Raw genomic sequence first — 13975 nt, forward strand, 5'->3', positions numbered from 1 at the left:
CACAAGCAACAATGGAGTTGACATGACCCTTGCCGCCTATCTCACGCTTGCCTTACTACTGGTATTGTTCGTTTTGTTGATCAAAACGAAAATTCCGGCGCCGGCTGTCTTTGTCGGTGCCCTGGCGGCGGCAATGACCCTCCAGCTGGCACCGGCCCAGGAACTGCTCAAAGGATTCAGCAATCAGGGCATGCTCACCGTGGCCGTGTTGTTCATGGTGGCGGCCGGCATGTATGCCACGGGGGCCATTACCATGATCATGGACCGGCTCATCGGGCTTCCCAAATCCGTCGCCGGTGCCCAGATCAAGATTCTGCCGCCCATTGCCCTCGGCAGCGCATTTTTAAACAACACCCCGCTGGTGGCCATGATGATCCCGGTGATCCGGGATCTGTCACGGGCCAGCCGGCTGCCGGTGCAGCAGCTTTATATGCCGCTGAGTTTCGCCTCCATCATGGGTGGCATGTGCACGGTCATCGGCACCTCCACCAATCTGGTCATCGCCGGCCTGGTGATGGATGCCATCGCCGAAGGCGCTGCCGGCCGAGTCGATATCCGCGCCCTGAAGATGTTCGATCCGGCCATGGTGGGGCTGCCCATTGCCGTGGTCGGCATTGGCTTCATGATCCTGGCGGGCCGCTTTTTCCTGCCCGGTAAAAAAGAAGACCGGGCGGCCGACGTGGCCATGCGGCACTACACGGCGGAATTCGAGGTCCGCGACGGGTCACGAATCGTCGGCCGCACCCTGGAAGACACGGGCATTGCCAGCGGTGACAACGTGGAAGTGCTCTATATTCAGCGTGCTGAAAAGATCCTGACCAACGACCTGATGCATGAGAAGTTGGAGGCCGGGGACCTGCTCTCCTTTTCCGCAGACGTCAATGCCATGGTGGAGCTGTGGCGCACCAACACGCTGGTCCCCCATCTCACCCTGAACCCCATGGAAACCGAGCGCCACACCCACCACCTGGTCAAGGCCGTCGTGTCCCGGCAAAGCATGGCCGTGGGCAAGAAAATCCCCGACCTCCCCCGCGATGTGAACGCCTGCCAGTATAAATTCGTGGCCCTGTCGAGGGATGGACAGCCCCTGGCCGGCCCGCTGGAAGCGGTGACCATCGAGGCTGGCGACAATGCGGTCCTGGAAGTCAACGACGACTTTTTCTATGCCTGTCAGATCGACCACGACTTTGCCCTGACCAAGGCCCTGGACGGCTTTCACCTCCAGCGTACGGACCGGGCCGTGGAAGCCAGCCTGATCACCCTGGCGATGATCGGGGTGGTCGCCATGGGGTGGATGAGTATGCTCAACGCCAGCCTGCTGGCCAGCGGGGCAATGATCTTCACCGGCTGCCTGACCCTGCGCACGGCGGCCAGGAGCATCGACTGGGGGACCCTGGTGGTGATTGCCTGCGCCATCGGCCTGGAGTCGGCGGTGACCCGAAGCGGGCTGGCCGAGCACATCGCCGGCCTGCTGACCACCCTGGGCGGCGACAACCCGCATCTGGCGCTGGCGGTGATTTTCGTGGGCTGTTCGTTCATGACCAACGTGATCACCAACAACGCCGCCGCGGCTTTCATGTTTCCCATCGCCCTGTCCACTGCCGGCCAGTTGGGCGTCAGCTTCATGCCCTTTGCCATCACCCTGATGGTATCGGCCTCCTGCGCCTTTATCACCCCCACCGGCTATCAGACAAACCTGATGGTCTGGGGGCCGGGCGAGTACAAATTCACCGACTTCGTCAAAATCGGATCGGTCATGACCCTCGTGGTGGCCGCCATGACGATTTTTCTTGCTCCGCTGGCCTATCGGTTTTAACGATGCCGGCTTTACCATTGACAGCAAAGAGAAATGCCCCGTTCCGGGTATTCCAATGTCCTGATCCCACCCAGCCAGGCACAGTTGGGATCGTATTTACGTCTGTAAATCCAACTGATAAGCGTCGGCCGGAAAGGGATTGCAACTCGCAGCCGACAATCATCATTGCAGGAGAAAAAAAGACCTTGACTTATCTTGGGAAAAGGGTTTATATGCGGACTTTCTTGAAACGGCAGAGAGCCTTTTCGGGAGCCCCGCCGAGGTAGCTCAGTCGGTAGAGCAGGGGACTGAAAATCCCCGTGTCGGCAGTTCGATTCTGTCCCTCGGCACCATTGATTTTTCAATGAGTTAAAGGGGTTAGTCAGGTAAGTGACTAACCCCTTTTTCTTTGGTTACGTGCCAGTGTGGGGAAAGTGTGGGGATTTCTGTCGGGCCTGTTCAAACACACGCATCGCATCTCTCTCCGAGTCACCCATAGAGTGCAGGTAGATCTCAGTCGTCCTGCGGTTTTCATGACCCAGGATTCTCTGGATGGCACCCATTGGAACCCCGTTGCCATCCATGATGGAAGCACCGGAATGCCGGATTGGGTGAAACCGGAAATATCGGACACCAGCTTTTTTGCAAAGGCGCTTCATGACCTTTTTCCGGTCACCGTAAGGCCCTTCCACAAACCGGCCTTGTTTCCGACTCCAATACCGATGCCAAAACACCCAAGGGTTGGACGTGTCGCGATTCTCACAACGGCTTTTTAATACATCAAAAAGCTGCTGCGTCATCGGTACTCGCCTGGGCGTCAGATGACCGCCTTTCTTTTTGCGGGTGTATAGGGTGACAGACTGGTTCTGCAAATCGACATCATCCCATGTTAAACGATTAATTTCGCCTACCCGCCCCATGGTCTCTCTAATCACCCATAGATAATCCTGGGTATCACGGTCGGCACAGGCGATCACTTTGTCCAGGTCCTCAGCAGAGGGAACATGTTTGACCTTCTTTTCAACTGGGAAAAATTCAATCCCTTCCGTTGGGTTGTTTGAAACCAGCTTTAGCCGGACTCCGTAATTCCATGTTGCCCTCAAATAGCGAAGTTCCTTATTGGCGGCATAAGCTGAAATCTTTCTTCTCTCAAGCAAATGCCTCTGGACCATCGCTTGAGTTATCTGGCCACATGTTAAGTCCCCCCACTTTGTTACCCACCTGCGGGCCTGATATTTGTATGTATTGTAGTGGCTTTCAGAATTGTACGCCTTCACATGATCAAGCCTCAGATTTATCAGGTCCAAGCAGGTTATGTCGGTTGGCGTCTTCTCTGCGGAAGACTCGCTTATCGGGTTGGTCAGTTCCTCCCTTCTTTTTGCTTCGGCCTTTTTGGCCGCTCTCTTCGTCTTGAACCCTGCCTTGGTGTATCGGGTTCCGTTTAGGGGTAGATCGTACCTCCACCCCTTTCCCTTGGCGAAATAAACGCTCATAGAGGTCCTCCTTACCAGGGAAAAACAGAGAACCCCCGAGCTTCCTGCCGCCTAATGCCTGCGAGTGTTTGTACACCCAGCTTATGCTTTTATGCAGGTATTGAGCGACCTCCTTAGGTTCTAGTATATCAGAGTCCGAATCAAAATTCAATGTAACCATCTGATTTCCCATCTGAAAATACCAGCCTTCATTATCTTTGTCGGGTTTTATGATGCTGTCGAAATCTATATTTTATTTTTGTCTCATCGTTATTGGGCTGGCGGATTTTTACCGCGCATCAAACATATACATATCAAGCCGTTTAACCCTGCTCGAGATGGACTTCTCGTGCAGAGAGCTCAGCTTATCAATGTTGTCGCATAATTTCCTCCTTTATTTTCCATTGGTTGTGTTTGACTTTGTCTGCAGCATACCTTATCCAGTTTAACAAAGTGCTGTTAGATGCATAGCCACATGGATCGCCCTCTTCTCGGTAGCGCTTGATCGTTTTTTTTGGTGAAAAAGTATCTGAACCGTATTTATCAAAGAGCCATTTTGCGAATGCTCTTTTTCCCTTACCTGGAGCTTTGATGATTGTTGGTGTTGCCTGTGACTGTCTCAGGAAATCCAGTTTGCGCCCTGCCATCCTAACAGCCATCCTAACCGCTCTCTGATTAGCCCTTTTTCGAAGCTGCACTCTTGTTGCTGCAACAACAAATTTTTGGATGCTCGTAAAAAGCCGACCACTGTCATTACTCAGGTTGGGTATGTCGGCGTTCTCTTTTAAAAGACGCGAATATTTTTTGCGGATAAGATTAGATACTGGGGTGAGATTGATGTGCTCATATTCAGTTCTTATATAGGCAGTAAGTATCTTCAGAAACCGATCAATATCAATCTCGTTTTCCTTGCAATACTTAGCGATTTTTGACTGCCCCTCACCTTTAGATCGGCTGCGAGCCTTAATGATATTTCGGCCCCTTTTATTCTGGTCCTTGATATTTCCAACCAGTTCGTTGATGTAATCGAATCGTGAAATGATATTTGAAGGTAAATCAATGTCATCTGGGGCGCCTTTATGAATCCTGTTAGCATAAAGGTGGCTCTTCCGATTCATATCAATGTGGATCGATGCTGCCGCAGCATTTGTTACATCGGCGGCACCAGTTACGATTATTTTTCCCTCTTCCATCACGTAATTGAAAATGTTGAATACAGTACTCTTGTCATTGCACTTATCGAAATCTTGAATGACAAAGATGCCCAGATTGGCCTTCGGGAGTTTACCGGGCACAACACCCCATAAACCACCAAAATCTTTCTGCCTTCCGGTTAGACCAACATCATTAATACGTTCTGCTTGGCTTTCTTCAAATATAGGGTTAAGCAGTTTTATGATTTCAACCAACTGCCCTTTCCCAATTCCAGGAGCCCCGATTATACAGGAATGAATTTTACCGTTACTTTTACCGACAAACCCACCGGAAAGGCTTTGCAAAATGATCAAATCGACAGCTTCTCTATAAGAATCCGAGCTCAGCACCGTTGCAGTTTTTTCGCAAACTGCTTCCCTGATTTCGCCAAGCAACTGAAATCCAGTCGATGCCCGTAACAGGTAGGCCTCAACTTTTTTTAAATCAGCATCTGAAGGCTGTGTTCGACTCAGCGGCGATGCTCCTGAAGCTGCCGCCAACACGTAAAGCCGGTTTCTCCATTTATTAGGTTCAAATTTATAGGGGGCTATCTCGCATAAAAGTTCAACAGGCTCAGCATTTTTTTGCATTTGAATCAATTTCTGGAAATGCTTTTCTGAAAACTCAACTGTATCAATTAGATTATCTTCGAGATCCCGAATGGTGGCCTTAGACTTGACAGCGTTTGCGGTTCTGTCCTCTCCGACTTTATACGGGAGCTCAATATCTTCAATCCGGCCCCACAGCTTAACTACGATGCGATCAGGCTTAATCAATATATCGCTTGCTGTTGAATATGGACGATGACGAAAATTTACTACCATTATCTATGGTCCTCACTTTCAAAAAAGACGGCTAAGACCTATGGGCACCTTCACCGAGGTCTTCCTTCGTCGCCTTGGTCGTTTTTTTTTAGGCTTCGCAGTCACAGGCTGGATGGTGACCGGAAACAGCGGTGGTTGATTCCATCCAAGGTAAGCTTGTTCCATCGTATTCATCATAAACTGGCTATTGCGGCTCTGCTTGCAGAAATCTTTTTCAAAGCGTTGATTAGCTTTAGCGTGGGGGCAAGCCTGAATTTTATCAATCAAATCATTGCCTGTGATCCGCCGGTTATAACTTGCGTGTAGTGGGCAGGATTTCACATTGCCGCGGTATTTGCATTGTGATGGGCAAATCCTATGCTTCCTGTATTGAGACAGGCAGTACGAAATGCCCAAATATTGCCAGTCATTCAACAAATTAGCGAACCAGAACCCACCGCTTAACAGATGCAATTGGCTGTGACGACGGAGCTCATGCCAGTCAAATTCAAGCCATTCGACCTGATGAACAATATGCTGGAACTTTAGACCTAAAAAATCGGAAGGTTTTTTAAGTCCGATGCCATTCAGCCAGGCGGTTTTAGCTATGAGCTCCAATCTGACGAACTCAATGGCAGCGGACCCGGGCTTCTTTGGGCGAATGTACGATTTGCTCTGAAGCTTACTTTTCCGTGTATTGATATAAAAGGTAGTCCGGTCATTGTAGATTCTGCTCCATCGAGGCCATGCTATGCGTGAATAGGCAAGGTGCAGTGGTTGGATTATCTTGCGTTGAAGTTCTGGAGCTGTGATGCCAAGATCCGGAAAGAAGTCCCATGTAAATTCAATCCGGCAAAAGTGAAAATCTGTCACCGCCGATATGGTGTTTAGAATCTGCTCGACCTGAAGCAAGTCAACCAAAGAGACGTCATGGATTACCAGTACAGCGTCAATACCCTGAGCACCGGAAATCTTTTCATGTATGAGGTAAACCTTTGATAAAGACCCGAAGCTGAAATAAGTCCTACGAGCGAATATATCCGGTAAATATGAGTGTTTCGCTCTGTGCTCAGTAACTTGTTTGCCGGGCAGCATGAATTTACCTAACTGCGTAGCAATATTTTCGGGCCTGTCCGAAACAATGGTGATCGAGGCAGTATCGAGCATGAAACAGCAGTCCGATATTTTATTTGTCCAACCCATCAATAGTTTCCAGAAGACTGATCTTAAAAATCCTCGAAGAGGTGACTGAGGGCACATTAGTACCCTCAGTACTTATGTGCTTAACGTGACTTTCGAAGTTCGGGTTCAACCTCATTCCAAAAGTCCTTTACAGCTTCGCGAAAACCAATAAAGTATGCCTCTGCGAAATCATTAAAGTGATAATCTGAGTTGTTATGAACAATGTAATCCATCAGATCATCACACTCTATGGTTTCGTCTACCCATCCCTTGAACCACTCATCCTCGGGCCAACATTCGCCATTCCAATTCAACATACATTGGATTCTTCTGTAAGGTGCGTTTTGGCACAATTCATAGCCTTCTATAATTCCACATTCGTAATATTCAGCCTCGATTTCAATCTTTTCGTCTTTCAGTCTTTGAATAGTTTTTTCCATTTTGATCTCCTTTAATTTGGGTTGATTTTTGCCAATCAAATTTCATTTTTGCTTACACAAATAATGGTCTTTGATTGAGCGCTTTATCCTGTCTACATTAAATTTTTGATAACTCAAAAGGGATGACAATCATCAAGAAGGCAGGAAAAGAGCCTCAAATGGGCAAAGTTGTCCCCTATAAATGACCGCTTTTAAAGGCCATGGACGACTTTAAGCGCTGATATAATTGCTATTTTGATACAAACACAAAATGTCTGATTTATAGGGGATTTTTTTGAATTGAGGTGATAAAAGGTTGGTAGGTTAAGTTTGTGCGGAAATTGAATGGATCTGACAATCAGACCGATTACGTTGATCCAAGCTTTGCATAGGTTTCAATTGAAGACTCTTTTGAGCTATAACGTTTTGCTACCACCCTATTGGCAATTTCAGTTGCCGAGAGTACCTTTAGCTCATCTCCAGGAAGGGTAACCGGTATCTTATTTAAATGATCATGATATTCGTCTTGCCATTTTTCTATAACAGAGTGCCTTTTTTCATCTGACAATTTCCATGTTAGTTGTATAGTGTCTCTAATAATGTCGCGTTCTTCACGAATATCTTTGGCAAACTTTTTGAGGCTTTTGCATCTTATTGGCCCTCCACGTTTGCTACCATCCTTTTGTGATACAGAATAAGTATCTCCTACCCGATGAACACGAACATCAAAAAACCAATCTTCTGGTATTGCTTCATAGCTCACATCCGGAATCATATTATCGATCAAGTCCAAAAAACTCGATGCTTGATTGTCAGATAGAGCGAATCTTTCCATTAGTATCTCTGTCATTTTTTCCGCACCCAGTCGATCAATGTACAAATCTATTTCGGATTTCAATTCGGAAATTCTATCCATGGCGACATCCACATATTTTCTCTTCATATCATTACCTTGAATTGGTATGTGCAGGCGGCATCTCCCCCCTCACACTCCCCCCTGACGAAGCTTGGAAAATTTATGTAGAATTGTAAAATTGTTAACATAATTAAATACCAAAATTTTCGTTTCGTCCAGTATTTTTCTGGTAACAGGTAGTTTTAAACCGTTACAATATTACAATCATACAATTTCCACGTGAAAAATGACCGCAATCACGGCCCTTCATAGCGTCGGTATGGCCTTGGATCAAGTCTAAGCGCCGAAAAATTAATACCATGGTAGTATAATATCCAATAAACCTCCCTGATACGGAATGATAGATAATTTTAATCACGATGTGTAGGCCAAAAATGTCAAATCCGGCCACAATAAATGTCGATATCGGAGTGGTAGAATATTTTTTTGTAGGCTGCTTTGCCTGCTTGGGGAGTGGGATGGCTATATCTTCACTTAGGTCTGAGTGGGTGAGCGTTTTCAGGGGGGGGGCCGGGCGGGAAGGCATTTGACCTCCCTTTGGTGGGGAGTTGGAGGAGCAGAAATCATGTCGATCTACGTCTCTATCGGTCAATATGGGTCTCGAAGCATATTTTTCCATCTCAAAATATAAATCAGGTATTTCACCTAACAAACCTCCGTCCACCTATGAAAGAAGTCCAAAATGGTACTGTTGAGAGGAATGATGGGGCTGTTTCTGTTAACTCATGGATCTACGATCTCGCAATTCATTATAAAGGTTGCTAAATATTGATATTTTTTCACTATTGGAAATTTTGCCGAAAATATGAACCCTTCGCTGCAATAGGGCTATTTTAGGTTTCATTAAAAGAGCGCTGATAGGACTTTAACCGCCAGCCGTTGCTGTTCGGTAGGTGCCTGTTCGATGAGCGTTAAAATAGCCTGGAGCCTCTTTTTAGGGTTTTCCACCTCAAGCTGGTAAAATAATTCTCCGATGCTAACCTCCAAGGTCTCGGCAACCTTGATAAATGTGTCCAGGGTCGGGTTTTCCTTTCCACGTTCGATACCGCTCAAGTATTTCGGGTTGATCCCCATCTTCTCCGCAAGCTGTTCCTGTGTGAAGTGTCTATTTTTCCGTAGCTCCCTGATCCTTGCCCCGATCAATTGTCTGGTTTCCACTATTTTTCTCCCCTTTTTTGCTGATGATCGCAAAAGCAGGGAAATATCTGAACAATCCGAAGGGCAGAAAATAGTTTGATTTTTCAGTCTGATAGACGTACTTGGTAGGGTGACGGGCTGAAATCAACAGATTAATGGAGCCCGACACCTAAAACCAACTATTTGAGAGGGGAAAATGTTATTTGCCGCCAAGCACCGGAAGGATCGAAACTTCAAGCTACGCGAGGACGAAGTCACTTCCTGCATACTCGGCCCTTTGTCGTACATGCCCCCCGAAGACGTCTGGGCGCTGTTTCGGGTATGGCTGCCCTTCAAGGTGGAAATGTGGCCCACCGAAACTCCGACTGGTGCGGATCTGTCCTTTTGGCCGAACCTGGAGAATGAAGGACGAACCGAACCCGACCTGGTTGTCCGCTTCACCAATAATGCCAAACCAATGTTGACGGTGTTGTTCGAGATCAAGTGGAATTCCGCCATATCCGGAAAACAGGAACTGGTAAACCAGTGGGAAGCCTTGTCAGATGATGAAAAAAAGACCGCTTTCCACATCTACCTGGTGAAAGATACTGGACGTGGGAATCGGGAGTTAACCCAATCATTGACGGATTCTCCGAAGAAGTTGTGGCGTGAACGGTTGGTCTGTGTTGGATGGCGTAGTCTGATTGAGATCCTGCTCTACAATCGGCCGAAATTCGGAACGGCCATGAATCTCTGGGCAGACGGCGTAATTGCGTTTTTGCAGCGGCGGGGACAGACGACCTTTACCGGGTTCGAGTGGTTGGCCGACGAAATCGTATCCATCGCTCCCGAAAAAGAGCTTTTTTGGAATCCTTTGCCCTGGTTTTCAATGGGAAACAAAGTATCTCCACCCACCGTAGATCCTATTTTCTGGAGAACTAATTCTAACGATTAGCCAAGAAAGGAAGGTATAATGAACGGAGAGAACCTATTCAATGCTGCAACAGTCATGTACAAGGCCGGTGAAGAAATCGAAGCGATGTTGGAAAAGCTATTCTCCCTGTTGGAACAAAAACTGGAGACGGTGGAGGGAATTCGCAAGGTCGAATTTAAGGATGACAATTCTGACGATACCAGTGAATGGGTTTATCGAGATTTGATCCGCAATTACTGCATCTACAAAAAGAGCGCCAGGAACCCCAGTGCCTATTTGGCCATTCAGATTAAACTGTGTGACCTGGAAGAAGCCGAAATCGTCGGTCAACAGCCTCTGATTTATGTTCTGTTTTCATCCGGCGGGGATTGGGCGCTTGACGAGTTCCTGCTCCAGAGGGCAGTCAGTGAGGGATTTGAGTTGGAGGACGGTTGCCTGTGGCAACGGTACGACGACGATGAGGACCGCTCCCAGCAACGGTCATGGAAGGACGCCGAATGCGCCTTTGTGGTTCCTCTGACGGCTATCAATACACCTGAGGACTTACAGGAGATGATTATTGATCCCATCTACCTTTTAATGAAAACCGGATTGGACCCGAAAAAGATGGATCGACGGATTTTCCGATTCAAGATAGATGATTCGGAAGTTCGCCTCCTAACCTGATTTTAATTGAAAAGAACAATCTCAAATGTATGTCTTAACCTATATTTGAATTGATAAACTGATATCCAAGCTAACTGTGCTTGGCATTTTAATATCACAAGATTTCCAACAGTATCGGCATCTACAGGTTGGAGTGATCTGGTCCTATATAGTCCGGCTGCATCCAGACCAACCTACAATCTTGACTTTTCATTCCTGTCGTTACTCTGATTAGTTTTCAATTCCTAACAATGCCAGCGGCGTGGCGGAGTAAGACATCTCTTCGTTGATGATGCCCGAATAACCCAATTCACGGTGCAAAAGCTCTTGGAGACGAGATTTTTTATTAGCTGCTTGTATCTTCCATTGTTCGGGCGGCACTGATGGTGCCTGCATTCCCAAGAGCTTGTCATCCAGCCTTTCAAGCCATGGGGCTCGATCACCATCAGGATTCATTCCAATTTTTACGATATGGTGAGTGGCTTGGCCGTCTTTTCCATAGGTACTGATTTTCCAGAACGTAAGCATACCATCACCGACAAGACCTTCGACTTTTCCTGTCAGGGCGCGGGTACTTGTCCCTGCAGCGGCATATTTACGCATGAACTGATTTACAATGGGGTGCTCTAATCCGATAAGCTGCAGGTTTTCTTCCTGGAGTGCAGTATCACGGTCCGTCGTAAACAATATATTGGGTTCGCTATCCCTGATCAGTGCCCACCTGCCGTCACTCTCTTGCCGAAAGGTCCATCCCAGAAGCCTTGCCGATCTGGCGATAAAGCTGACAAGTCGCTGCATGCCACGGCCCTGATCATCGAATTTCTCGTAGTCGCCAAGGTTGAATCGGTCCAGTTCCTGAAAGAGTTCAAAAACAACCTGACGTGCCAGATCGGCATTCGACAAGGCGACTTCGAGTTCCTGGCGGGTCCTCTTCAAGGTGGGATCGCTAATGGCATCTTGATAGAGTCGGTCATAGCTTAAGGTGCTGCTGAGCTGTCCCAGTACCTGGGTTCTCAAATCCTCGGCGATCTGCCCATGTTCGTCCACCTTGCCCAGGGTTCGAGCGATGTCACCCAGCTTCTCCTCCAAAAGCATAAATATCTGGCCCTCAATCGTATCGGCAGCCACCAGGTTATACACCTGAGCGGTGGACTCCTGCCCATAGCGATGGATGCGGCCGATGCGCTGTTCAAGATCCATGGGGTTCCAAGGCAGGTCATAGTTGAAAAGGATGCGTGCAAATTGAAGGTTAATTCCTTCACGACCGGCAGCGGTACAGACCAGGACCTTGGGGCCATCCTTACGGCGGAATCTCCTTTGCGCTGCCGTCTTCGCCCCATGGTCGCCACCTTTGAGGACATCAATGCCTGCGCCTGGAAATTCTTGATCCAGCTGCTTTCTGATGGCCTCCACGGTACCGAGGTAGGTGGCAAAAATAACGACCTTTTCGTTAGGATTCTGCTGCCATATTTGTCGCAAGGCATGAGATAGCATCGCGGTCTTGGACTCAATTCCGCCAGGAAAATGAGCGAGAAGATCAAGGATGCGCTGCCGCTCCTCAGGCAATGCAACCGCCACCAACAAAGCGGCAGACGCTTCACCGGCACCTGCCTCGTATTCCGAGTCGGAGTAGCTCTCAGCCGCTCCTGCAAAGGATAGCGCCTCGCTGCGTTTCTTGAGTAGTTGATATTTGGCGTCGGCGAGGATCTGATCGGTCTGGGCATTACCCACCGGGTCGAAGGGGATCGAATGGATTTGGTGGATGATCTGCCGAGCCTCTTCAAAAACCCGGTTCCGTCCATCTACATCAAGCAGTTCATCTCGCTCGATTCCTTCCTGGATGGTCAGCATCAACAACCGGCGCTGAAGCGTTGAACGGATGGCGGCAAAGCTGCTGGCGGCGATTTTCTGGAAAACGGTCATCACAAAGCCGAGAGCACGGCCCTTATTACCCTGTTGGGCCGCCAAGTTGTAACCGTCCCTGAGGTAGCCCAGGATTGCGTTGTAAAACTCTTTCTCCCGTTCAGACAACTCAAAACCTTCAGTATGTACCATGCGACGAACAAATAGTGGGCTGCCATCCTGTGCGCAGGCATCGGCTTTTGTGCGGCGGATCACCACCGCATTGAGACGGTGCCGGTTATGGACCATGTCCCGGTCGTTTTCGAATAGTTCGGGACTGAGCAAACGGATCAGCATCCAAAAGCGGAAATGATCGCCTTGGTGTGGCGTTGCTGAAAGCAGAAGCAGATCCCGACAATGGTTTCGGATGGCTTCGGCGAGTTTAAAATTTTCCGTCTTTTTGACCTTGTTGCCGTTGCGATAAACGCTCAGGTGGTGCGCTTCGTCAAAAACCACAAGATCCCACGGCGGTGCGGCAAGCAGTTTTTTAACGCGTGCCGGGCGTTTAAGTGTATCGATCGAGACAATCAGGCGGTTGTGTTTGGCAAAGGCGTTGGATTTACGGTCGGTTACATCTCCCTCGCTGCCGAACACTTCAAAATCGAGGTTAAAAACTTCGTTCAATTCCCTGCGCCAGTTCTCCACGAGCCCTGCGGGGACAATCATAATCGCACGGGTCAGTTCGCCCCGAGATGCCAATTCTCGAAGGATCAAGGCGGCTTCAATGGTTTTGCCCAAACCGACCTCGTCAGCCACCAAGAACCGCTTGGGGCGAGTGTTCGCCACCCGGTGAACCAGCACTACCTGATGGGGCAGCAGATCGACTTTGGCGGAGGTCAACGTTGCGGCACTTTCCATTAGCGGTAGTTCCTCAGCCTCGACCGCCAGCCAGAGCTGTTCAAGTCTTTCCGCCGTTGCCGGAACCATGCCCTGAACGATCTGGTCAAACCGATCAGCCACAGGAAGCAGAGAATCAGCCGGAACCTGCCTTTCACCGTGAGCGCGAAAAAAGACAGTGACATACCCCGTCGGTTCACGATCCACAACGACCCCATCCCCCAATTCGGGGTGGCTGATCTTCAGGCCGGGTTGAATCTCATGAAATGCGTGCGACATAATAGCCTACAATTACCTCTTCTTTTGACTGGTCGCCTTCGCGGACAACGCGCTTCATATTTACGGTGGCGCTGCCATCCCAGAGCCCCTCAGACAGCCTTATCTGCTTCCGGTCGCGGCGGCGGAATAACACCTCTTCTTCCAACGCGGTCTCTTCAAACGCTTTGTGATGAGAGGTAAACCCGAATACGACACCGCAATCGGTCCATCGGTTTTGCAGATGGATCAATAAGGGCCGTATCCGGCAGGAGAGAAAATCTTCCGCCTCCTGTGGTTCAGTGGTTTCGATGACCGTCTCTAGGCCTGAGATGAGGATGGTTCTGCCGGATACTGGGGGATTGGCCGGTAGCCCCTTGGACCAGGTCAGCGCCTGGCGCAAAGAGATCACTGAACCATCGGCGATGAATGGACCCAGGCTTTTCTGATCGAAAATGACACATGAGCCTCTGCGCTGCCAGACGTTATTCGATATGGTGTCCAT

Annotated in this window: 11 protein-coding genes and 1 tRNA gene; 4 read left to right on the forward strand and 8 right to left on the reverse strand. The window is 48.9% G+C overall.

All coding sequences use genetic code 11. The features are described 5' to 3' along the window. The first annotated feature begins 22 nt into the window (after positions 1–22). Complete coding sequence (locus DSCA_RS09095) at positions 23–1816, forward strand: SLC13 family permease (protein ID WP_155316131.1); 1794 nt, start codon at positions 23–25, stop codon at positions 1814–1816. A gap of 256 nt (positions 1817–2072) precedes the next feature. After that, positions 2073–2148: transfer RNA gene (locus tag DSCA_RS09100), tRNA-Phe, on the forward strand. A 60-nt stretch (positions 2149–2208) separates the two neighbouring features. On the opposite strand, the gene DSCA_RS09105 is transcribed toward DSCA_RS09100, so the two are convergent. The 6 genes from DSCA_RS09105 to DSCA_RS09130 all read right to left on the reverse strand — a co-directional run bounded on the left by DSCA_RS09105 (position 2209) and on the right by DSCA_RS09130 (position 8939). Next, a complete protein-coding gene (locus tag DSCA_RS09105) occupies positions 2209–3288 on the reverse strand; it encodes a tyrosine-type recombinase/integrase (RefSeq protein WP_155316132.1) in 1080 nt (359 codons plus the stop codon). Between the two features lie 347 nt (positions 3289–3635). After that, positions 3636–5285 carry a hypothetical protein gene (locus DSCA_RS09110; protein WP_155316133.1) on the reverse strand — a complete coding sequence of 550 codons (1650 nt, stop codon included), beginning with the start codon at positions 5283–5285 and terminating at the stop codon, positions 3636–3638. An 18-nt stretch (positions 5286–5303) separates the two neighbouring features. Then, complete coding sequence (locus tag DSCA_RS09115) at positions 5304–6431, reverse strand: cyclin family protein (RefSeq protein ID WP_155316134.1); 1128 nt, start codon at positions 6429–6431, stop codon at positions 5304–5306. A 116-nt stretch (positions 6432–6547) separates the two neighbouring features. Continuing rightward, positions 6548–6886: a hypothetical protein gene (locus tag DSCA_RS09120; RefSeq protein ID WP_155316135.1), complete on the reverse strand. Its 339-nt coding sequence runs from the start codon at positions 6884–6886 to the stop codon at positions 6548–6550. Between the two features lie 346 nt (positions 6887–7232). Beyond that, positions 7233–7808, reverse strand: coding sequence for a hypothetical protein (locus tag DSCA_RS09125; RefSeq protein ID WP_155316136.1), 576 nt, complete (start codon positions 7806–7808; stop codon positions 7233–7235). An 816-nt stretch (positions 7809–8624) separates the two neighbouring features. Further along, complete coding sequence (locus tag DSCA_RS09130; RefSeq protein ID WP_167527682.1) at positions 8625–8939, reverse strand: helix-turn-helix domain-containing protein; 315 nt, start codon at positions 8937–8939, stop codon at positions 8625–8627. A 175-nt stretch (positions 8940–9114) separates the two neighbouring features. Between DSCA_RS09130 and DSCA_RS09135 the strand changes: the two genes are divergently transcribed. Both DSCA_RS09135 and DSCA_RS09140 read left to right on the forward strand, forming a co-directional pair. Then, on the forward strand, positions 9115–9852 hold the full coding sequence (locus DSCA_RS09135; RefSeq protein ID WP_155316138.1) for a hypothetical protein: 738 nt from the start codon (positions 9115–9117) through the stop codon (positions 9850–9852). Positions 9853–9870: 18 nt separating this feature from the next. Continuing rightward, positions 9871–10497 (forward strand): hypothetical protein, encoded by a 627-nt coding sequence (locus DSCA_RS09140; protein WP_155316139.1) that lies wholly within the window; start codon positions 9871–9873, stop codon positions 10495–10497. A 210-nt stretch (positions 10498–10707) separates the two neighbouring features. Here DSCA_RS09140 and DSCA_RS09145 read toward each other — a convergent pair whose 3' ends face one another. Together DSCA_RS09145 and DSCA_RS09150 are read right to left on the reverse strand one after the other, a co-directional pair. Continuing rightward, positions 10708–13494, reverse strand: coding sequence for a DEAD/DEAH box helicase (locus DSCA_RS09145; protein ID WP_155316140.1), 2787 nt, complete (start codon positions 13492–13494; stop codon positions 10708–10710). Beyond that, on the reverse strand, positions 13475–13975 hold the full coding sequence (locus tag DSCA_RS09150; RefSeq protein WP_155316141.1) for a hypothetical protein: 501 nt from the start codon (positions 13973–13975) through the stop codon (positions 13475–13477). The genes DSCA_RS09145 and DSCA_RS09150 overlap by 20 nt, the downstream gene beginning before the upstream one ends.

It is taken from the genome of Desulfosarcina alkanivorans, assembly GCF_009688945.1.
GTDB lineage: Bacteria > Desulfobacterota > Desulfobacteria > Desulfobacterales > Desulfosarcinaceae > Desulfosarcina > Desulfosarcina alkanivorans.